19 protein-coding genes, 1 pseudogene and 2 riboswitches are annotated in these 20,330 nt (G+C 71.0%); of the genes and pseudogenes, 13 read left to right on the top strand and 7 right to left on the bottom strand.

Translation table 11 applies throughout. The features are described from left to right. Positions 1 to 65: 65 nt before the first annotated feature. Positions 66 to 428, top strand: a complete 363-nt coding sequence (locus B1L11_RS35015) for a type II toxin-antitoxin system RelE/ParE family toxin (RefSeq protein WP_079319609.1) — start codon at positions 66 to 68, stop codon at positions 426 to 428. 2 nt (positions 429 to 430) lie between these two features. Then, complete coding sequence (locus B1L11_RS35010; RefSeq protein ID WP_079319608.1) at positions 431 to 778, top strand: helix-turn-helix domain-containing protein; 348 nt, start codon at positions 431 to 433, stop codon at positions 776 to 778. 43 nt (positions 779 to 821) lie between these two features. Here the strand turns inward: B1L11_RS35010 and B1L11_RS35005 are convergent, their stop codons facing one another. The 3 genes from B1L11_RS35005 to B1L11_RS52710 form a co-directional block, all read right to left on the bottom strand. After that, on the bottom strand, positions 822 to 2,093 hold the full coding sequence (locus tag B1L11_RS35005; protein ID WP_079319607.1) for an aminotransferase class V-fold PLP-dependent enzyme: 1,272 nt from the start codon (positions 2,091 to 2,093) through the stop codon (positions 822 to 824). Positions 2,094 to 2,144: 51 nt separating this feature from the next. Beyond that, a riboswitch (SAM riboswitch) is annotated at positions 2,145 to 2,260 on the bottom strand. A 60-nt stretch (positions 2,261 to 2,320) separates the two neighbouring features. Continuing rightward, on the bottom strand, positions 2,321 to 2,551 hold the full coding sequence (locus B1L11_RS52715; protein WP_256863152.1) for a pentapeptide repeat-containing protein: 231 nt from the start codon (positions 2,549 to 2,551) through the stop codon (positions 2,321 to 2,323). Beyond that, on the bottom strand, positions 2,527 to 2,997 hold the full coding sequence (locus tag B1L11_RS52710) for a pentapeptide repeat-containing protein (protein WP_256863151.1): 471 nt from the start codon (positions 2,995 to 2,997) through the stop codon (positions 2,527 to 2,529). The genes B1L11_RS52715 and B1L11_RS52710 overlap by 25 nt, the downstream gene beginning before the upstream one ends. A 76-nt stretch (positions 2,998 to 3,073) precedes the next feature. Here B1L11_RS52710 and B1L11_RS34995 point away from each other — a divergent pair, with 76 nt between their 5' ends. Beyond that, the gene (locus tag B1L11_RS34995; RefSeq protein ID WP_218671501.1) at positions 3,074 to 4,273 is read left to right on the top strand and encodes a cytochrome P450; all 1,200 of its coding nucleotides are present in this window, start codon (positions 3,074 to 3,076) and stop codon (positions 4,271 to 4,273) included. Here B1L11_RS34995 and B1L11_RS34990 read toward each other — a convergent pair. Then, positions 4,231 to 5,229, bottom strand: a complete 999-nt coding sequence (locus B1L11_RS34990) for an SAM-dependent methyltransferase (RefSeq protein WP_256863150.1) — start codon at positions 5,227 to 5,229, stop codon at positions 4,231 to 4,233. The two genes, B1L11_RS34995 and B1L11_RS34990, sit on opposite strands and share 43 nt — an antisense overlap. Positions 5,230 to 5,390: 161 nt before the next feature. On the opposite strand from B1L11_RS34990, the pseudogene B1L11_RS34985 reads away from it, so the two are divergent. After that, positions 5,391 to 6,280, top strand: a pseudogene (locus tag B1L11_RS34985) (Rossmann-like and DUF2520 domain-containing protein). Continuing rightward, the gene (gene panC, locus B1L11_RS34980; RefSeq protein WP_079319605.1) at positions 6,271 to 7,125 is read left to right on the top strand and encodes a pantoate--beta-alanine ligase; all 855 of its coding nucleotides are present in this window, start codon (positions 6,271 to 6,273) and stop codon (positions 7,123 to 7,125) included. Before B1L11_RS34985 ends, panC begins: the two are co-directional and overlap by 10 nt. 5 nt (positions 7,126 to 7,130) lie before the next feature. Here the strand turns inward: panC and B1L11_RS34975 are convergent, their stop codons facing one another. Then, entirely contained in the window at positions 7,131 to 7,760 is a 630-nt protein-coding gene (locus B1L11_RS34975; RefSeq protein WP_079319604.1) for a class I SAM-dependent methyltransferase, read from the bottom strand. 62 nt (positions 7,761 to 7,822) lie between these two features. Between B1L11_RS34975 and B1L11_RS34970 the strand changes: the two genes are divergently transcribed. From B1L11_RS34970 to lysS, 4 genes are read left to right on the top strand one after another with little or no spacing between them, the layout of a single operon-like run. After that, the gene (locus B1L11_RS34970; RefSeq protein ID WP_079319603.1) at positions 7,823 to 8,560 is read left to right on the top strand and encodes a TetR/AcrR family transcriptional regulator; all 738 of its coding nucleotides are present in this window, start codon (positions 7,823 to 7,825) and stop codon (positions 8,558 to 8,560) included. 17 nt (positions 8,561 to 8,577) lie between these two features. After that, positions 8,578 to 11,082 (top strand): L-aspartate oxidase, encoded by a 2,505-nt coding sequence (locus B1L11_RS34965; protein ID WP_079319602.1) that lies wholly within the window; start codon positions 8,578 to 8,580, stop codon positions 11,080 to 11,082. A gap of 7 nt (positions 11,083 to 11,089) precedes the next feature. Continuing rightward, positions 11,090 to 11,872, top strand: coding sequence for a type III pantothenate kinase (locus B1L11_RS34960; RefSeq protein WP_079319601.1), 783 nt, complete (start codon positions 11,090 to 11,092; stop codon positions 11,870 to 11,872). A gap of 59 nt (positions 11,873 to 11,931) precedes the next feature. Further along, positions 11,932 to 13,617: a lysine--tRNA ligase gene (gene lysS / locus B1L11_RS34955; protein ID WP_079319600.1), complete on the top strand. Its 1,686-nt coding sequence runs from the start codon at positions 11,932 to 11,934 to the stop codon at positions 13,615 to 13,617. Between the two features lie 78 nt (positions 13,618 to 13,695). On the opposite strand, the gene B1L11_RS34950 is transcribed toward lysS, so the two are convergent. Continuing rightward, positions 13,696 to 14,619 carry a zinc-binding dehydrogenase gene (locus B1L11_RS34950; protein ID WP_079319599.1) on the bottom strand — a complete coding sequence of 308 codons (924 nt, stop codon included), beginning with the start codon at positions 14,617 to 14,619 and terminating at the stop codon, positions 13,696 to 13,698. 249 nt (positions 14,620 to 14,868) lie between these two features. Here B1L11_RS34950 and B1L11_RS34945 point away from each other — a divergent pair, with 249 nt between their 5' ends. Beyond that, the gene (locus B1L11_RS34945; RefSeq protein WP_179155467.1) at positions 14,869 to 15,117 is read left to right on the top strand and encodes a LuxR C-terminal-related transcriptional regulator; all 249 of its coding nucleotides are present in this window, start codon (positions 14,869 to 14,871) and stop codon (positions 15,115 to 15,117) included. 33 nt (positions 15,118 to 15,150) lie between these two features. On the opposite strand, the gene B1L11_RS34940 is transcribed toward B1L11_RS34945, so the two are convergent. Next, entirely contained in the window at positions 15,151 to 16,110 is a 960-nt protein-coding gene (locus B1L11_RS34940; protein WP_239109153.1) for a C40 family peptidase, read from the bottom strand. A gap of 150 nt (positions 16,111 to 16,260) precedes the next feature. Then, positions 16,261 to 16,413: riboswitch (cyclic di-AMP (ydaO/yuaA leader) on the bottom strand. A gap of 393 nt (positions 16,414 to 16,806) precedes the next feature. Here B1L11_RS34940 and B1L11_RS34935 point away from each other — a divergent pair. The 3 genes from B1L11_RS34935 to B1L11_RS34925 all read left to right on the top strand — a co-directional run bounded on the left by B1L11_RS34935 (position 16,807) and on the right by B1L11_RS34925 (position 19,988). Beyond that, complete coding sequence (locus B1L11_RS34935) at positions 16,807 to 17,367, top strand: amino-acid N-acetyltransferase (protein WP_079319597.1); 561 nt, start codon at positions 16,807 to 16,809, stop codon at positions 17,365 to 17,367. Between the two features lie 137 nt (positions 17,368 to 17,504). Continuing rightward, positions 17,505 to 18,347, top strand: a complete 843-nt coding sequence (locus B1L11_RS34930) for an RDD family protein (protein ID WP_143737764.1) — start codon at positions 17,505 to 17,507, stop codon at positions 18,345 to 18,347. Positions 18,348 to 19,643: 1,296 nt separating this feature from the next. Next, a complete protein-coding gene (locus B1L11_RS34925) occupies positions 19,644 to 19,988 on the top strand; it encodes an Lsr2 family protein (RefSeq protein ID WP_079319595.1) in 345 nt (114 codons plus the stop codon). Positions 19,989 to 20,330 lie beyond the last annotated feature (342 nt).

Here is a 20,330-nt window from a genome sequence, read left to right as displayed (position 1 = left end):
GTCTCCTGTCGACGGCAGTAGCCTGCTGTCCGACTTAAGGGTAGCCTTGATTCCAGGAGGCGCTCTTGGCATGGACGGTGAAGGTCACAGATGAGTATGCCGCCTGGTTCAGGACGCTCCTCAAGGAGGATCTTGACTCGGCGATTCAGGTCGCTCAGGCCGTCGCTGCTCTCCGCGAGGAGGGGCCAACACTGGGCAGGCCCCTCGTCGACCGGCTCAAGGGAAGCTCCCTGCATCATCTCAAGGAACTGCGCCCAGGATCGCGTGGGCGATCGGAGATCAGGATCATCTTCGCCTTCGACCCCACACGGGCGGCGCTGCTGTTGCTGGGCGGCGACAAAGCCGGGAACTGGAACCGGTGGTACAAGGAGAACATCCCCCTGGCCATACAGCTTTACCTCGACTACACCAGCGACGAAGAGGAGTGAACATGCCGCAGAGAGTGCCGGGGGACTGGGCCGACCTCGAGCGGGAACTGCACGAGGCCGGCGTCTCCCCTTCCGTGATCGAGCAGGGCGCCAGAAAGCTTCTCGCCGAGGTGCGCGGTCATCAGCTCGCCGAGGCGCGAAAGCAACTTGGGCTCGGCCAAAAGGACGTCGCGGCTGTCATGGGTCTGAGTGTTGCCCGGGTCTCACAGATCGAGCATGGAGAGGTCACATCCCTCGAGGTCATCGCTCGCTATGTGGAGGCGCTCGGGGCCCGCTTGGATCTGGTCGTCGACTTCGGTGATCGGACGCTGCGCTTGCCTGTCAGCGAGAAGTCGACGGATGCCGCTTGATTGGGGGCCTCTCAGGCGAGACCCCCAACCTGACCTTCCGTCGTCAGGCGGCGGCGATCTCGCGTAGCGCTTCGATGAGGCGGTCGACGTGCTCGGTGGTCGTGCCGATGCCGACCGAGGCGCGTACGGCGCTGAACGTGCCGTCCGCGCAGCCGCCGTCCTCACCGCCGCCGAGGAGGTGGCGGACGAACGGGTGGGCGCAGAACTTGCCGTCCCTGACGCCGATGCCCCAGTCGGCCGACAGCGCCTCGGCGACCTCGCGGGCCGTACGGCCGGCGACGGTGAACGACACGATGCCGACACGCGGGTGGTCCTGACCCCACAGCGACAACTCGCGTACGCCGGGGATCGTGGCGAGCCCGGCGCGCAGACGGGCGAGCAGCCGCTCCTCCTCCCGCACCAGCGCGGTCCAGCCGGTCGCGGTCAGCGCGTCGCAGGCGGCGGCGAGCGCGATGGCGCCGAGCACGTTGGGGGTGCCCGCCTCGTGCCGCGTCTCGGGGTCGTCGCTCCACTCGGTGGTCTCGCCCACCGCCTGTACGGCTCCGCCGCCCCGCAGGTACGGATCGGCGTCGGCGAGCCAGTCGGGGCGGCCCACGAGCACCCCGGCGCCGAACGGGGCGTAGAGCTTGTGCCCGGAGAAGGCCACGTAGTCGAGGTCGAGCGCGGAGAGGTTGAGCCCGCGGTGGGGGACGAACTGGGCGGCGTCCACGGCGATCCGCGCGCCGTGCCGGTGGGCGATGTGGGCCAGCCCGGCGATCGGCCACAGCTCGCCCGTCACGTTGGAGGCGGCGGTCACGACGAGCAGGGCCGGGCCCTCGATCGCGGCCAGCGCCTCGTCGGCCGCCCGGATCGCCTCGCCGGGGAAGGCGGGCGGCGCGAGCCGTACGGCGTTCGGCCAGGGCAGCAGCGAGGCGTGGTGCTCGGTCTCGAACACGACGACGGTGGTGCCCTCGGGGAGGCTGCGGGCCAGCAGGTTCATGGCGTCGGTCGTGTTGCGCACGAAGACCAGCGCGTCGCCGGGGCGGGCGCCGACGAAGGCCCGCACGGTGTGCCTGGCCTGCTCATACCTGGCCGTCGTGAGCTGCGAGGCGTAGCCCGCGCCCCGGTGCACGCTGGAGTAGGCCGGCAGCGCCGCCGCGACGGCGGCGTTCACCGGCTCGAGACAGGGCGCGCTCGCCGCGTAGTCGAGGTTCGCGTACGGCACGAGCCTGCCGCCCCTGACGGGCACCTCAAGGTCGGAGCCCACGACAGCCGGCAGACGCACGGGCTCGGAGATGCGGTTGACGGCCTGCTGGACGAAGGTGAGTGCGGACAACGCCAAACCTCCTCGGGGTCGGGGACCCCGGCCATGGCGTTGGAACGGCGGAGCCCGCGCTTGCCCGGCACACCTCGTGCCGGACCCGGTCCTCACCCGGGGCACCCCGCCGCGAGCGCGAGGGTTGCCGGCCAGCAAGCCGGGGCTTGACGCTGGCACTCATGACCTGGACGGCACTATAACCCGATACGGCCCCCCGGCCGCAAGTGCCGTGGATGCGAGCGACTTCAGCCGTTGTCGACCGTGACACCCAGGATGTGGGCGAACATCGGCGCGAGTTCCATCAACTGGACGCCGCTGATGGTCGCGCCGCGCAGCGCGTCGTAGCCGTCGGAGATGCCCAGGGACACGGCGCCGCGCAGGTCGACCCGGGACATGCGCGCCTTGTCGAAGCGCACCCGTTCGAGCGTGGAGCCGGGGAAGGCGACGCCGGTCAGCGTGGCGCCGGCGAAGTCCACGTCGCGCAGCGTGCACTCGACGAACGAGACCTCCCGCAGGTCGGCGCGCGGAGGTTGACCGAGTCGAGCTTGCAGCGGTGGAAGGTCACATGGTTCATCTCGGCGCCGGGCAGCGCCGTGCCGGCCGGGGCGCTCATGATGATCTCGGCGTCCGCCCAGGTGGACTCGGTGAGGTCGCCGCCCACCCAGCGCACGCCGTTCAGCCACACGTCGGAGAACCGGGCGCGCCGATACCGGCCGCCGACGAACGTCACCGAGGTGAACGCGGACTCCATGAACCGGGCGTTGGACGCGTCGGCGTCCTCGAACTCCTGCCCGTCGAACAGGACCGTGTCGTAGTCGCCGCCCTGAGCGAGCCGGCCGTCGAACGGTTCGAGGTGATCGGCGTAGGGCAACTCGCCGAGCTCGCGAGGTTCTCTGCGGTGCTGTTCGCGGCGCTTCGGCATCGCCCCAACCTACGCCATGACGGACCCGTGCGCCCGTACTCCCAGGCGAGGTCTTTCATCCGTATTGTTGTCCATTGTGAAGTTTGATCCCTGGAATGCCGAGTTCATCGCGTACCCCTACGACGCCTATCGTGACCTGCGCGACAACGAGCCGGTCAGCTTCTTCGAGCCGACGGGGCAGTGGCTGATCGCCCGCCACGCGGATGTGAACGCGCTGCTGCGCGACCGGCGCCTCGGCCGGTCCTACCTGCACGTGGCGACGCACGAGGCGTTCGGCCGCGAGCCCGAGCCGGAGTTCCAGGAACCGTTCTGGCGGGTGATCCGGGCCGGGATGCTCGACGTCGAGCCGCCGGTCCACACGCGGCTGCGCCGCCTGGTGTCCAAGGCGTTCACGCCCCGCATGGTCGAGTCGCTGCGTCCCCGCGTACGGAAGATCGCGACCGAGCTGACCGAGGGACTGGTCGAGCGCGGCGGCGGCGACCTGCTGGCCGAGGTGGCCGAGCCGCTGCCGGTCACCGTGATCGCCGAGATGCTGGGCGTGCCCGAGGCCGACCGCCACCTGCTGCGCCCCTGGTCGGCCGACATCTGCGGAATGTATGAGCTGAACCCCTCCCTGGAGGTGCAACACACCGCCGTACGCGCGGCGACGGAGTTCGCCGGCTATCTGCGCGAGCTGGCCAGGGCGCGCAGGGAGCGGCCGGGCGACGACATGATCTCGGCGCTGGCCCAGGTGGTGGACGACGGGGACCGGCTGACCGAGGACGAGCTGATCGGCACCTGCGTGCTGCTGCTCAACGCCGGGCACGAGGCCACGGTCAACGCCACCGGCAGCGGGTGGTGGGCGCTGTTCCGCAACCCGGGTGAGCTGGAGCGGCTGCGCGCCGACCCCGGCCTGATGCCGACGGCGGTCGAGGAACTGCTGCGCTACGACACCCCGGCGCAGATGTTCGAGCGGTGGGTGCTGGAGGACATCGAGGTCGGCGGGGTGACGATCCCCCGGGGTGTGGAGATCGCGCTGCTGTTCGGCTCCGCCAACCGGGATCCCGAGGTCTTCGCCGACCCGGACCGTCTCGACCTCGGCCGGGCGGACAACCCGCACATCTCGTTCGGCGCCGGCATCCACTTCTGCCTCGGCGCGCCGCTCGCCCGGGTCGAGATGGCGGAGTCGTTCGGCGCCCTGCTGCGGCTGGCGCCCAAGCTCGAGCTCGCCGAGGAGCCCACCTGGAAGCCCAGCTACATCATGCGCGGCCTGGAGTCGCTCAAGGTCACCGTCTGACCACCTGGCTGAGCCAGCCGAAGCCGCCGAGACCGGCCGGGTCGATCAGCTCGGCCTCCTGGGAGGCCCGGCCGAGCGCGCGCACGTACCCGGCGGGATCGGCCGACGCCAGCGCGAGCGGCGGCCGGGCGCCGGTGAGCCCCAGGTCGCGCAGCGCCTCCCGCTGCGTGGTGAGCGTGGTCGCCCGCGCCCCGCCCGCTCGCCGGCCGCCGCGCAGGCGTCCAGCGCCACGTGTGCGGTGATGTCGCACGACCGTCCGGTATGGGCGGCACCACCGAGCCCTCGCGATATCCGGCGACCGTGCCGAGCGGGGGCCGCCGCCCGGCCGGATGGGCGTAGTCCACGGCGACCGCCGTGCCCCGCGCAAGCCGGGTGATCAGCGATGCCCACGCCTCGTCGCGGGGGTGGCCGATCTCGGCGCGTTCCCCCGGTGCGCGCAGCGGCCACCAGCGCTCCAGCCAGGCCAGGTCCTCGGGGCCGGGAGCGGGCCCGAGCCGTTCTTCGCCGGTCGAGGTGTCCACGAGCACCAGGCGAGGGCCGTCCGGCGTCATCTCGGCGATGTCGAGCGGCACGTTGTCCAGCCACTCGTTGGCGATCACCAGGCCGGTGACCCCGTACGGCGCCTCCGCCTCCCATGCGACGCGGGGGTCGAGATCGCCGGGCCTGGGGGACAGGTCGACGGCGGTGACCCGCAGCCGCTCCGCGAGGTCCGGCGGCGCGGCGGCCCGCACCCGGGCGGCCAGCAGGCCGTTGCCGCTGCCCATGTCCACGAGATCGACCGGATCGGGCCGGCCGAGGGCGGCGTCGACCCGCAGGAGCAGGCGCAGCACGGCCTCGGCGAAGACCGGAGAGACATGCACCGACGTGCGGAAATGCCGGTCGGGGCGCTCCCGCAGGTAGAAGCCCTCCGCGCCGTAGAGCGCCCGCCGCATGGCCTCCCGCCAGGTGACCTCCACGGCGCTTTAGGTTACCGACACGCCGAGGGCGTAACGAAAAGTAGTCACTTTCGTACTTATGGCTCAACATAGGCCCGTGAGAAACGGGACAAAATCCGACCGTTGGGCCACGCCCGGGCCGGCGGGAGCGCCGCCGCTACGCTGAACCGAGGGGAGGCGTCATGGACACAAGTGACCGCCCGGCGCGGCTCGCCGTGGGAGTGCTCGGCGCGGGACGGGTCGGTTCCGTGCTCGGAGCCGCGCTCATGCTCGCGGGTCATCGGGTGGTGGCGGCCAGCGGCGTGTCCGACGCGTCGGCGCGGCGGGCCGCCGACCGCCTCGGCCTGAAGCTCAGCAGGCCCGACGAGGTGATCGCGCGGTCCGAGCTCGTGCTGCTGACCGTGCCGGACGACGTGCTGCCCGGCCTCGTCTCCGGCCTCGCCGCCACCGGGGCCGACCTCCGCGGCAAGCTGCTCGTGCACGCCAGCGGCGCGTACGGCCTGGGCGTGCTCGACCCCGCGGCCGAGGCCGGGGCGCTGCCGCTCGCGCTGCACCCCGTGATGACGTTCACCGGCAGGAGCGACGACCTGACCCGGCTCAACGGCTGCTCCTTCGGTGTCACCGCGCCCGACCTGCTGCGGCCGGTGGCCGAGGCGCTGGTGATCGAGATGGGCGGCGAGCCCGTGTGGATCGCGACCAGGACCGGCCGCTCTACCACGCCGCCCTGGCCGGCGCCGCGAACCACATGGTGACGCTCGTCGCCGAGTCGCAGGAACTGCTCGCCAAGATCGGCGTGGAGCATCCCGGCCGGATGCTCGGCCCCCTGCTGAGCGCGGCGCTCGACAACGTGCTGCGCCTCGGCATCAGCGGGCTCACCGGGCCCGTGGTCCGCGGCGACGCGGGCACGGTGCGCAAGCACGTCGACGCGCTCATCCTGGCCGCCCCCGAGGCCGCGGACGCGTACGTCGCCCTCGCGAGGCTCACCGCCGACCGGGCGCTCGCGGCGGGCCTGCTCAAGCCCGAGGCGGCCGAACGCCTGCTGGATGCCCTGGGAGGGAACATATGGACCTGACCGTCGCCGCGGACCGCGCCGCCCTCGACAAGGCGAGGGACGCACTCGGCCCCGGAAGGATCGCCCTGGTCCCCACGATGGGGGCGCTCCACGAGGGTCACCGGTCGCTGATGCGGCTGGCGCGCGAGCACGCCGACCACGTGGTGGTGAGCGTGTTCGTCAATCCCCTGCAGTTCGGCCCCAACGAGGACTTCTCCCGCTATCCCCGTACGTTCGACGCCGACCTCCGGGTGTGCGAGGAGGAGGGCGTGGGCGTGGTCTTCGCGCCCTCGGCAGAGGACATGTACCTGCCGGACCGCCAGGTGGAGGTCTCGGCCGGCGGCATGGGCGGGGTGGTCGAGGGCGCCTTCCGGCCCGGCCACTTCGACGGCGTGCTGACCGTGGTGCTCAAGCTGTTCAACCTGGTGCGGCCGGACGTCGCGGTCTTCGGGCAGAAGGACGCCCAGCAACTCGCGCTGATCCGGCGGATGGTGGCCGACCTCGACGTCCCGGTGTCGATCGTCGGCGCCCCGACCGTGCGGGAGCCGGACGGCCTCGCGCTGTCGAGCCGCAACAGGTATCTGTCCGAGGCCGACCGCCGCACCGCGCTCGCGCTGTCGCGGGCGCTGCGGGCGGGCGAGGCGCGGGCCCGGACCGCCGGACCGGCCGGGATCCTCGACGCCGCGCGGGCCGTGCTGGAGGAGGCCGCCCGCTTCGACCCGCCGCTGCTGCTCGACTACCTGATCCTGGCCGACCCCGCGACGTTCGCGCCGGTCGGCGACGACCACCGCGGCGAGGCGATCCTGGCCGTGGCCGCCAAGGTGGGCACCACGCGCCTCATCGACAACGTGGTCCTGACCCTGTAGGGGGCTCAGGCCGCCCCGGCGCGCAGTGTGAACCAGAAGGTGGGGAACGGGTTCGTCCCGGGGGTGACGTCAACCAGCTCCCAGCCGGCGAACCTGGCCCGCAGCTCGTCGGCGGTGACGCCGGAGAACTTGTCGTCGAGCGTTCCTGGGCCGTACCCGAACATCAGCAGCCGTGCACCGGGAGCGGCGCGGCGGGTGAGCCCGGCGGCGTAGGCGTCACGGCGGTGCGGCGGGATGCCGCAGTAGCAGCTCAGGTCGAAGAACAGGTCGTAGGGGCCGGGGGCGTCCAGTTCGTCGAGCCGGGTGGCGTCCCCGTGCAGCAGCCGTACGGCCGCTCCCGCGGCGGCGGCCTTCTCCCGGGCCTGCTCGATCGCGCGGTCGACGAGGTCGACGGCCACGACCTCCCACCCGTGCCGGGCCAGGTATACGGCGTTGGTTCCGGTGCCGCAGCCGAGCTCCAGGGCGCGGCCTGGCGGCAGCGCGTCTCGCCTCTCCCCGTGCCCCTCGACCAGTGCGACCAGCTCGGGCGGCGTCACACCGGTGTCCCAGGGCGGCTTCCCGGCGCGGTAGTACCTCTCCAGTTCCCGGCGTACGGCCTCCTCCTGGTCCCGTTCGGTCTCGTTCGGCTTGTCCATGGCTCCGCTCCATCTCTTTAGAGTCAAACTCTAGTAACGAACTCTAGAGATATACTCGCGCCATGGACACCGTCAAGCGGCCGGACAAACGGGCCGAGCGCTCACGCCGCACCCGGGAGAAGGTCATCCAGGCGGCGCGGGAGCTTTTCGTCGCGCAGGGCTATGGGGCGACGAGCCTGCAGGAGGTCGCCGACCGGGCGGGCGTGGCCGTCCAGACGGTCTACTTCGTCTTCGGCAACAAGCGCACGCTGTTCAAGGACGTCGTCGACACGTCCATCGCCGGCGACACCGAGCCGGTGGCCGTCATGGACCGTGAATGGTTCCGCGCCGCGTGCGCGGAGCCCACGGCGGCCGGCCAGTTGCGCGCGCACGTGCGCGGTACGAGTGAGATCCTCGGCCGGGTCGCCCCGCTCATGCCGATGATCGCGTCCGCCGGGGCCACCGACCCGCAGATCGCCGCGCAATGGCCCGACGGCCCCGATCCGCGCTACGTCGTGCAGCACGCCGCGGCGCAAGCGCTGGCCGGCAAACCCGGCGCCCGCCCGGACGTCTCCGTCGCGATGGCGGCGGACCTGCTGTTCTGCCTGCTCAGCCCGCAGCTGTATCTGCTCTTCGTGCAGGACCGTGGCTGGTCGCAGGACAGGTGGGAGGAATGGGCCTACGCCACTCTGACCGCCCAGCTCTGCACCGACGCCGCAGCGGGCCCCTCGCAGGAGGGGCCGGGGCCCGAGGTGGGGCCGGGGCGTGGTAGGAGGGGGCGGGGCTGCACCATCGCCAGGGGGGCGTTATCGTCATTATGACGAAAGGGGATCCCCTCATGGTGGCGCTCGCACGCAGACTCACCGCCCCCGCACCCGGCTGGACCGTCGAGGCCGACGTGGTCGTGATCGGGTCCGGCATCGCCGGCCTCACCGTGGCGCTGCGCCACGTCGAACTCGACCCCGTGGCGCGGGTGCTCGTGGTCACCAAGGACGTCTTGTCGGCCGGGTCGACCCGGTGGGCCCAGGGCGGCATCGCCGCCGTCCTCGACCCCGAGGACACCCCCGACGAGCACCTGAGGGACACGCTCGTCGCCGGGGTCGGCCTGTGCGACGAGGAGGCCGTACGCGTCCTGGTCACCGAGGGCCCCGACGCGCTGAAGCGGCTGATGAGCCACGGCGCCGAGTTCGACCGCGACACCGACGGCGAGCTCCAGCTCACCCGCGAGGGCGGCCACCACCGCAACCGGATCGTCCACGCGGGCGGCGACGCCACCGGCGCCGAGGTGCAGCGGGCCCTGGCCGAGGCGGTGCTGGCCGAGCCCCGCATCGAGGTCATCGAGCACGCCCTCGCCCTCGACCTCCTCCTCGACGCCGAGGGCCACGCCTGCGGGGTCACGCTCCACGTGATGGGGGAGGGCGCGCGCGACGGCGTCGGCGCCGTACGGGCCGGGGCCGTGGTGCTGGCCAGCGGCGGCATGGGCCAGGTCTACGCGGCCACCACCAACCCCGTCGTGTCCACCGGGGACGGCGTGGCGCTCGCTCTGCGGGCCGGCGCGGTGGTCAGGGACATCGAGTTCGTGCAGTTCCACCCCACGGTCCTGTGGTTGGGGGAGGGTTCGACCGGCCAGCAGCCCCTCGTCTCCGAGGCCGTGCGCGGCGAGGGCGCCGTGCTGATCGACGCGACCGGCGAGCGCTTCATGCAGGGTGTCCACGAGCTGGCCGACCTCGCGCCCCGCGACGTGGTCGCCAAGGCGATCATGCGCCAGATGGCGCGGACCGGCGCCGACCACGTCTACCTCGACGCCACCCACTTCGGCGAGGAGAAGTGGCGCTCCAGGTTCCCCACGATCCTCGCCGTCTGCCGCGAGCACGGCATCGACCCCGTCACCGAGCCCATCCCCGTCGCCCCGGCCGCCCACTACGCGAGCGGCGGCGTGCGCACCGACCTGTACGGCAGGACCAGCGTGCCCGGCCTGTACGCCTGCGGAGAGGTGGCCTGCACGGGCGTGCACGGCGCCAACCGGCTGGCCTCCAACTCCCTGCTGGAGGGGCTCGTCTACGGCGAGCGCATCGCCGCCGACCTGGCCGCGAAGGAGCTCACCCCGCGCGAGCCCGCCCCGGCCGACGAACGGCCCGAGGGCCTGGTGGACCCGCGTACGCGGCCGAGGATCCAGAGCCACATGAGCCGGGGCGCCGGGGTGCTGCGCAGCGACCGGAGTCTCGCGCAGGTCGCCCGCGCGCTGTCCGACGCCCGCTGGACGCCGGTCGCGGTCGAGCCCTGCACCGAGTCGTGGGAGGCCACCAACCTCCTCACGGTGGCCTCCGCACTGGTCGCCGCGGCGGCCGTGCGTGAGGAGACCCGCGGCTCGCACTGGCGGGAGGACCACCCCGACCGCGACGACGCCCACTGGCGGGCGCACATCGACATCGCCCTGACGGCGGAGGGACTGACCTTGACGTACACGCCTCACGAGGAACCGCGGACCGAGCTGGAGAAGGCCGGACTCGACCCGGACGCCGTGCTCGGTCTCGTCCGCGCCGCGCTGGAGGAGGACCTGGCCGGGGGACAGGACGTGACCTCGGTCGCGACCATCCCCGCCGACCAGCGGGCCGTCGCCGACGTGGTGGCCCGCAAGGAGGGCGTGGTCGCGGGTCTGGCCGTGGCCGAGACCGTCTTCCGGCAGGCCGCCGGACAGGTCGAGGTCGAGCGGCACGCCGCGGACGGCGACCGGGTGCGCCCCGGCGACGTGGTGATGACCGTGCGGGGCGCGACCAGGGACCTGCTCACGATGGAGCGCACCGCGCTCAACTTCCTCACCCACCTGTCCGGCATCGCGACCCAGACCCGCCGCTGGGTGGACGCCGTCGAGGGCACCGGCGCCCGCATCCGCGACAGCCGCAAGACCCTGCCGGGGCTGCGCGCCCTGGAGAAGTACGCCGTACGGGCGGGCGGCGGGGTCAACCACCGGATGGGCCTGCACGACGCCGCGCTGATCAAGGACAACCACGTCGTCGCCGCCGGAGGCGTCGCCGAGGCGTTCCGGGCCGTACGGCAGGCCTTCCCCGGCCTGCCGATCGAGGTCGAGGTGGACCGCATCGACCAGATCGAGCCGGTCCTGGCCGAGGGCGCCGACGAGATCCTGCTCGACAACTTCACCGTGGACCAGCTCGCCGAGGCCGTACGGCTGGTGGCCGGGCGGGCCCGGCTGGAGTCGAGCGGCGGCCTGACCCTGGACGCGGCGCGCGCGGTGGCCGAGACCGGGGTCGACTACCTGGCCGTCGGCGCGCTCACCCACTCGGCTCCGGCACTCGATCTGGGCCTGGATCTTCGTGAGGCATAATCAGGGAATGCTGCTCACCATCGACGTCAGCAATACCCACACGGTGCTGGGCCTGTTCGAGGGTGAAGAGGTGATCGAGCACTGGCGGATCGCCACCGACCCCCGCCGTACGGCGGACGAGATCGCGGTGGTGCTCCAGGGTCTGCTCGGGCAGTCGCCGCTGCTCAAGGACGCCGACATCAGCGGCATCGCGATCTGCTCCACGGTCCCGTCGGTGCTCAACGAGATGCGGGAGATGTCCCGGCGCTACTACGGCGACGTCACTGCGGTGGTCGTCGAGCCCGGCGTGCGCACCGGCGTCCCGGTCCGGATGGACAACCCCAAGGAGGTCGGCAGCGACCGCATCGTGAACGCGCTCGCCGCCACCACCCTGTACGGCGGGCCGTGCGTGATCGTGGACTTCGGCACGGCCACCTCGTTCGACGCCGTCTCGGCCCGGGGCGAGTACGTCGGCGCGGTGACCGCGCCCGGCCTGGAGATCTCGGTGGACGCGCTGGCCACGGCCGGGGCCCAGCTCCACAAGGTCGAGCTGGTCCGGCCGCGGTCGGTGATCGCCAAGAACACGGTGGAGGCGCTCCAGTCGGGCATCATCTACGGCTTCGCCGGCCTGGTCGACGGGATCGTGGACCGGATGACGGCCGAACTGGCCTCCGACCCCGACGACGTCACCGTGGTCGCCACGGGCACCGGTGCGCCGCTCGTCATCGGCGAGGCCCGTACGATCGACGTGCACGAGCCCTGGCTCACACTGATCGGCCTGCGGCTGGTCTACGCCCGTAACGCGTCCTGACGACTCCCTCGCGTACGGGACCATAGAAGGCAGGATCCCGTTCAGAGAGGACTGACGTGATGGACGCCGACTGGGTGGCGCGTTTCGCCGATGAGGTCATCGCCGAGGCTGAACGGCGCGCACCGGGCAAACCCGTCGTCTGCGCGTCCGGCCTCAGCCCGTCCGGCCCGATCCACCTGGGCAACCTCCGCGAGGTCATGACCCCGCACCTGGTGGCCGACGAGATCAGGCGCCGCGGCCACGAGTGCGTGCACATCATCTCGTGGGACGACTTCGACCGCTTCCGCAAGGTTCCTGTGGGCATCGACCCCGCCTGGAACGAGCACATCGGCAAGCCGCTGACCACCGTCCCGGCCCCGCCCGGCAGCGAGTACCCGAACTGGGCCGAGCACTTCAAGGCGCCGATGATCGCCGCGTTGAACGAGCTCGGCGTGGAGTTCCACGGCATCAGCCAGACGCAGATGTACACCTCCGGCGCGTACCGGGAGCAGGTGCTGCTCGCCATGCGCGAGCGGCGGAGGATCGACGCGATCCTCGACCAGTACCGCACCAAGAAGGCCAAGGCCAAGGAGGTCACGGACGCCGACGAGGCCGCGGCCCTGGAGGGCTCGGGGGCCGCGAGCGAGGACGACGGCTCCGGCGCCGGGGGCTACTACCCCTACAAGCCCTACTGCTCGGTCTGCGACCGCGACCTGACCACGGTCACGTCGTACGACGACGAGACCACCGCGATGTCGTACACCTGCGTGTGCGGCCACGGTGAGACCGTCCTGCTGTCCGAGCACACCCGCGGCAAGCTGGTGTGGAAGGTCGACTGGCCGATGCGCTGGGCCTACGAGGGCGTGGTCTTCGAGCCGTCGGGCGTGGACCACAGCTCGCCGGGCTCGTCGTTCGTCGTCGGCGGCCAGATCGTCCGCGAGGTGTTCGACGCCCCGCAGCCGATCGGGCCGATGTACGCCTTCGTCGGCATCAGCGGCATGGCCAAGATGAGCAGCTCCAAGGGTGGCGTGCCGACCCCGGCCGACGCTCTGTCGATCATGGAGCCCGCGCTGCTGCGCTGGCTGTACGCCCGCCGCCGTCCCAACCAGTCGTTCAAGGTCTCCTTCGACCAGGAGATCCAGCGCATGTACGACGAGTGGGACACGCTGACCAGGAAGGTGCAGGACGGCACGGCGCTGCCGGCCGACCAGGCGGCCTACCGCCGCGCGTCGAGCACCGCCTCCCGGGTCCTGCCGGAGACGCCGCGGCGGCTGCCCTACCGGACCCTGGCCTCGGTCGTGGACATCGCCACCGGGCACGAGGAGCAGACGCTGCGCATCCTGCGCGCGTTCGACCCGGAGATCTCCGGGCTGGACGAGCTGCGGCCGCGGCTCGACCGCGCCCAGCACTGGGTGAACACGTACGTGCCCGCGGAGGAGCGGACGCAGGTGCGCGAGACGCCCGACAAGGAGCTGCTCGACACGCTCGGCGAGCAGGACCGGGAGTCGCTGCGCCTGCTGGTGGAGGGCCTCGACGAGCACTGGTCGCTCGACGGGCTGACCACGCTCGTGTACGGCGTGCCGAAGGTGCAGGCCGGGCTCGACATGGACGCCAAGGCGGCCACGCCCGAGCTGAAGGCCGCCCAGCGCGCCTTCTTCGCTCTGCTCTACCGGCTGCTCGTCGGCCGCGACACCGGCCCGCGGCTGCCCACGCTGCTGCTGGCCGTGGGCCGCGACCGGGTGCGCGAGCTGCTCGGCCGCGCCTGATCTCCTGAGGGTGGGCCGGACGGTATGACCGTCCGGCCCACAGCCGTGCGCCGAGACAGGCGTAGCGGCGTAGGCGAATCAGGGCAGCAGGACCAACCGGCCGCGCAGGCCGCCTCTCCGCAGGCGTTCGTGCGCCTCGGCCGCCCGCTCCAGCGGATAGGTGCCGGCGACCCGCATGCTCAGCCGTCCCGCCTCGGCGAGCTTCGCGACGTCCCGGAGCTGGGCCGCGTCGGCGCGGACGAACACCGTCGGGACCCGGATGCCGCGCAGCGGGACGGGGGCCTGCCCCGCGACGACGGCGACGAACGCGCCCCCGTTGCGCACGGCGTCCAGCGCGGGCAGGCCGACGACCGCCGCGTCCACCAGGCCGTGCACGCCGCCGGGAACGACGGCTCTGACGGCCGCGGCCAGGTCGGCGCCCCTCGGGACGAACCATTCCGCGCCGAAGCCCCGGACGAGTGCCTCGTCGCCGGGCGCGGCGACCGCGGCGACCCTGAGCCCCCGTGCTGCGGCCAGCTCCACGAGATAGCCGCCGACGCCACCGGCCGCTCCCGTGACGAGCAGGGTCTCACCCTCGGCGAGCCCGGCGAGATCGAGCGCCTGGACGGCGGTGAGCGCGTTCAGCGGCAGCGTCGACGCCTCGGGCGCGGCCACCCCGGCGGGCGCGGGCGCGACGGCCGTCTCGTCCAGCACGACCAGGTCCGCCTGGGTCTTGAGCGGCTCCGTCAGCCGGTCCGACAGCCCGATGACCCGCTCGCCCGGGCGTACGCCCGTCACTCCCGGTCCGGTCCCATCGACCACGCCTGCCACGTCCCAGCCGAGTGCGTACGTCTCCAGGTGCGGCATGAGCCCGCCGTCGGCGAGGGCGCCCGCGGCCGTGAACAGGTCGACGGGGTTCACGGCCGCCGCCTCGACCCTGATCCGCACCTGCCCCGGCCCCGGCTCGGGCTCTGCCACCTCGACGACCCGCACGGCTCCATCCCGTGCCACCAGTGCTCTCATGAGTTCCTCTCCTTCCGGCGTGTCCTTCCGGCGTGGCAAGGAGCGTAAGGAGAGCTGCTCTCTTCCGGTAAGAAGGCACCTGGAAGTGCGTAAGGGAGGCGAAGGAAAGGCGATGGCCCACGGCCCGTTCCGCTACAGAGGCGGCGTACGGCCGGAGGCTCGACTCCGAACCTTGACGACCTTCATGGCAGGCGTTTACCGTCCCTGAAGGGTGGGCCGACGAAGCATCGTCGTGGGGGAGGGCGGACGATGGGTGTTCCCGAGGTCGTCTACCGAGGTGACAATCTCGCCTCGGACCTTGAGCGTGCCGGTCTCACCGAAGAGGATCTGCTTCTCCTCGCGGAGCTGGCCAAGGGCGTGACCGCCGACCGGGTGGGCCGCAGTCTCGACGTCAGCGGGCGCACCGTGCGGCGCCGGCTGCGATGCATCTGCGACCGGATCGGCGTCGCCACCGCGATCGAGGCCGTCGCCTGGGCGGCGCGCCGCCGCCTCATCTGACCGCGTCCGCGACGCCCTCCGGCGAGGAAGGGCTCAGTCGGCGACGCGCACCGCTCCCGCGAACGGCCGCCCGGCGATCTTCGCGATGTGGATGACGTCTCCCGTGCGCGGCGCGTGGATCATGTAGCCACCGCCGATGTAGATGCCCACGTGGTGCAGGTCGGGGTAGAAGAACACCAGGTCGCCGGGGCGAAGCTGGTCGCGGGAGATGTGCGTGCCGGCCGTCCACTGGTCGCCCGTGTAGTGAGGCAGGCTGATGCCGACGGACTGGTAAGCCGCCATGACCAGGCCCGAGCAGTCGAAGGAGCCGGGCCCCTCGGCGCCCCACACGTACGGCTTGAGCTGCTGCTTGAGGGCCCAGCGCGCCGCCTGGGCGGCCTTGCCGTCGCCCACGATGGGGAACGACATCCTGCTGCGGGTCTCGGCGCCGACCGTCCGGGAGACCTGCCGGTAGAGGTTGCTCTCGGTCTTCTTGATCAGCTTGGTGATCTTGTCGCGCCGTGAGTCGAGGCCGCTGAGGAGCTTCTTGACCTCGGCCTGCCGGGCGGAGGCGCTCTCCCTGGCCCGCGCGGCGGCGTCCATGGCCTTGGTGACCTCGGCGACCTCCTGGCTCTCCTGCAGCTCCAGCGCGTACGTCGTGGAGGCCTGGTCCAGGTATCGCCGCGGGTCGGCGTCGCTGTCGATGAGCACGAGCGCGTTGCCGAGCCCGTTGGTCATGTAGGAGTGCTGCGCGAGGGCGCTCGCCTTCTGCCGGCGGACCTCGAGTTCGGCCTCGCTCTTGGCGAGGTTCTTCTTGGCGAGGTCGGCGGACCGCTCGGCCGCCTTCAGGCGCACGCGCTCGCCGTTGTACTGCTCGGTGAGGGTCTCGATCTCGGTGTAGAGGCTCTCGACCTGCGCGGTGAGCTCCTTGAGGCTCGGCTTGGGGTCGGCGGTGGCGCGGACCACCGGGGCGCCGAACGTGATCGCGGTGATCGCGACGCCGACGAACGCCAAGCGGCGGACGGCACCCGGACCGGCCGTGCCGGATCCGGACCCTCGGCCGCGGGCGTGCCTGCCCGCCGGCCGTCCTCCACGCATGCGCAACCGAGCTCCTCTCCCACATGTGCCCGCGGCGGGTCCGTCGTCGAGACGGGGCCGTACGGCGGGGCACCTCTGAGCGCCTACCGGGTTAGCTGACGGGTTCGGGCCGGAGTAGCCCTACCTTTGCGGATTCACCCCTTGACGATCCGAGATCGAACCGATCCTGATCCTGCAGTTGGGTCCCCGGTTCCCCTTCGCACTCGGTGCTTCGAAGATTCGGCGCCCGGTCGCCGTGAGCGCTCACGATGACCGGCATCGTCGCTGGACGATAGTGCACGGCGAGTTCTTGCTCAACCAGAACTCCGAAACCCGTCTACGTTTGACAACCAAACGATCACGGTCGGGTCACGGGAACGGTAGTGATGCGTCCGCGTTCACCTGGGTTTAGAGCGATCTAAGGCATTGGCCGTGCAGCTCGGGCGGATGAAAAAAGTGGGACGAACCGGAACAGTCACCTCAGGGCGCGGCCGTGCATCCGTCCGTATCCTGATGGCTACGCAGGGTCAAGCATCGTGTCGGGTGTCGTGTTTGGACATGACCGTTATCCGTAGCGGCGCGATCCGTACCGACCGCGTGGGATCGGCCGCGGTCCGGCTAGGCTGGCCGGTCATGGAGCAGGTCGCCGCGCAGACATCCAGTGAGTCGGGTGCCACGGCCGTGACGGTGCGCCGGGCCAGGACGCCGGACGTCCGGGCGATCCGGCGCCTCGTCGACGCGTATTCGGGCGTCGGTCCCCGCCTGCTCAAGAAGAGCACGGTCACGCTGTACGAGGACGTCCAGGAGTTCTGGGTGGCCGAGACGGGCGGGCAGGTCGTCGGCTGTGGCGCGCTGCACGTGCTGTGGGAGGACCTGGCCGAGATCAGGACCGTCGCGGTGGACCCCGCGGCACGCGGCGGGGGCATCGGCCACCGGATCGTCGCCGCGCTCATCGAGACCGCCAGGGACCTCGGTGTGCGGAGGGTCTTCTGCCTCACCTTCGCGGTGGAGTTCTTCGCCAGGCACGGCTTCACGCCCATCCAGGGCACCCCAGTCTCCCAGGAGGTGTACGCGGAACTGCTCGCGTCGTACGACGAGGGCGTCGCCGAGTTCCTCGACCTGGAGCACGTCAAGCCGAACACGCTGGGGAACACCCGGATGTTGCTGCACCTCGACCGCATTGATCACCATTGATGGGCATTGATCGCCGATCTTGACGGTGGTTGTCGACTGCTGCAAAGGTGACTGTTGATACACCTGTCGCTACTTTTGGCAATATCAGCGTGTGCTACAGACGTTCGGCGCATGCGTCTTCGAAACGAGGTGACACGGTGAGCACCGGACAGCCGCCGTACCCCCAGGACGAGTCGGACGGAACGCCACCGCCGTCATCGAACCCCGGGTACAACACGGACAGACAGCCCCAGGACTACGACCCAGACGTCACGGTCGTCAGCTATCGCGGGCAACACACGGGCCCGCAGCAGCCGCCCGGCTACGACCCCGCCCAGGGCGGCTACGGCCAGCAGCAGGGTCAGCAGCAGGGCTACGCCGCCCAGCAGGGCCAGCAGCCCGGTTACGGGCAGCAGCAGTACGGCCAGCAGGGCTATGGTCAGCCCGGCTTCGGCCAGCCGTACGCGGCCTCGGGGCCGATTCCCCCCGGTGCCCCGGCCCCGCTCGCGGAGTGGTGGCAGCGCCTCGTCGCCCGCATCATCGACGGCGTGATCGTCGGCATCCCCTTCGCGATCATCACGCTCGTGATCACGGGGATCGTCGTCACCAACGCGAGCATCGACCCGACGACGGGGGTGTTCACCACCGGAAGCGGTTACTTCCTCGCGTCACTGCTCACGGCGATCCTGGGCGGCCTCGTCATGGTCGCCTACGAATTCCTCATGCTGCGGGCGCAGGGGCAGACGCTCGGCAAGAAAGTCATGGGAATCAAGGTCGTTCCGGTCGGAGGCACTCTCGACGCGGGCGGGCTTCCCCAGGACGCGGCGCTCAAGCGCGCCGGCGTGCTCTACGTTTTCGAGTTCCTGCAGTGGATTCCCGTTATCAGCTACCTCGCGAGCCTCGCCTCCCTTCTGAACGTGCTGTGGCTGTTGTGGGACAAGCCGCTGCATCAGGCGCTGCATGACAAGGTCGCCAACACCGTAGTGGTCAAGGTCAAGTAACGACGACAGACGGGGCCGATGGAACGGACCATCGGCCCCGTTTTTCTATGGGTCGCTATGGTCCGTCCGCACCGCCCGCTCACCCCGCTGTGACGGAAAAACCTTGCGGTGCCTCCCGGACATGCCATGCTTGGGTTCACCGTCCCGAGAGGTGCCCAATGACCGCGAGGCCGCCCCCGGCGCCAATCCTTAAGAGTCGCCCCCGCCGTCCCGCCCGGGTCATATCCGCCCACGGGCGGCTTAAGGAACCGTCAGGGGCGCTTATGGGGCCGTATGGAGCCCCACAGGCCGTTATGGCGCTCCCGGATCCCCACCCGCTCTACCCGGCCGCAGGCGGCGTCCGCGGAATGCGGGGATCGTTTGGCCGTGGGAAACTCTGACGCCACGACCGTCCGGGCCGTCCACGTGATTGTGCCCCCGCTCCTTTTTTCGATCTTCAGACCTCCCGCCCGTCGATCTTGATGGAACCGGCCGGTCCTCTCTTTTTACGAGGCTTCCGGGCTGTGCCGATCTGCTTGCGCGTATATCCCGCGAGCCGTGCGCGCCGTACGAGAAGGGTGCCGGGCCCCCTTGTGAAGATCCGGCCGCCGTGACACGGGCTCCTCGTTTCACCCGGGCTTCAACGGCGTACGTCCTCGGTCCGGCCTTTTCCGCAGGACGTGTTTGCCGCTTCGCACTTGTCCGTCCGTGCCTGTTCGTCCTGGTCGGCAAGCCGCTCACCAGCGGCTACGGCCTGGACTAGGGGGAACCCGGGGGCGTGCGGCCCCGCCGCCCGCCGCCGCCCGGGAAGTGCGCAAGCGGCTGAAACGGCGGGACGGCCCAGGATCGGTGACCGGTGGGGTCGGCATTCTGGGTACGATTCGAGTGCATCCGGTAAGGCCGCTGGAGAGACGAGGGATTACCCCGGCCCTCCAGGGGCACCCCGGAAGGCACGCCTGGTCCCTCCCGGCGCTATGGTCGTATCAGGGCGCCCGGCCCGGCAAGAGGCCGGCGGCCTTGCCACGTCCTCGGAATTTCCTCGGGTGCACCTAATGACACCCCCGGCACGAGCGAGGCAGAATGACAGAGGTATTGTCCGCCTTGATACCTTCCGCGGTCGTCGCCGGCGCGGCCGTCTACGGCATCGTAAAGTTGGTACGTTCCGACGCGGCGGGCCTCCGCACGGCACGGGAGCCACGCGAGAAGTCACCGGACTCAGAGGTTCCTGAGAATCCGCAATCATGAATTGTCAGCCAGGGGAAACCGGGTATATGTTTGGCTGACGAATCAAACTATGGGCTGCGAAAGGATTGCCGGATGGCCAAGCACACGCAGGTGATTCTCATCGACGATCTCGATGGCGGCGAGGCCAATGAGACGGTCACCTTCGCGATTGACGGCACGTCATATGAGATTGACCTGAGCGACGGCAACGCGAAGCGGCTTCGCGAGGCCCTGTCGCCTTTCGTCAGCAGCGCGCGGCGCGCGGACAGCGGGCAGGCCCGTGGGCGCCGTCGTGGTGCGGGCGGCGGGGGCCAGCGAGCCATGACCCGCGAGAAGAGCGCGGAGATCCGCGCCTGGGCGAAGGCACACGGACACCCCGTGAGCGAGCGCGGTCGCATTGCCGCCTCGATCGTCCAAGCGTACGAGGACGCGCACTAACTCAACCTTGATCGCGCGGTTATGGTGGGTCGTCGGAGGACCTGACGATCGCATAACCGCGCGATTGTGTTTGCGCTCCCTTAAAACCTCGTTCGCTTGCGGCGTATCGGGAACATGTCACCCCCAGCAGGGGGTTGGATAGAGCATGAACGCCCTGCGCTTGGGGAACCCTTCTGCCAAGGAGCGGGTCGCTGGGTCGGGGCTACCATGCGGAACGACGGGCCGGATCTCCCGTGCTCGCCTGACCGCTCTGTGAGGAGCGACGAGATGTTCGAGAGGTTCACCGACCGTGCGCGGCGGGTTGTCGTCCTGGCCCAGGAAGAGGCTCGGATGCTCAACCAC

It is taken from the genome of Microbispora sp. GKU 823, from assembly GCF_002027145.1.
Lineage (GTDB): Bacteria > Actinomycetota > Actinomycetes > Streptosporangiales > Streptosporangiaceae > Microbispora > Microbispora siamensis.
The sequence above is the reverse complement of the archived record's forward strand: the minus strand, read 5'-3'. Positions and strand labels throughout refer to the sequence as shown.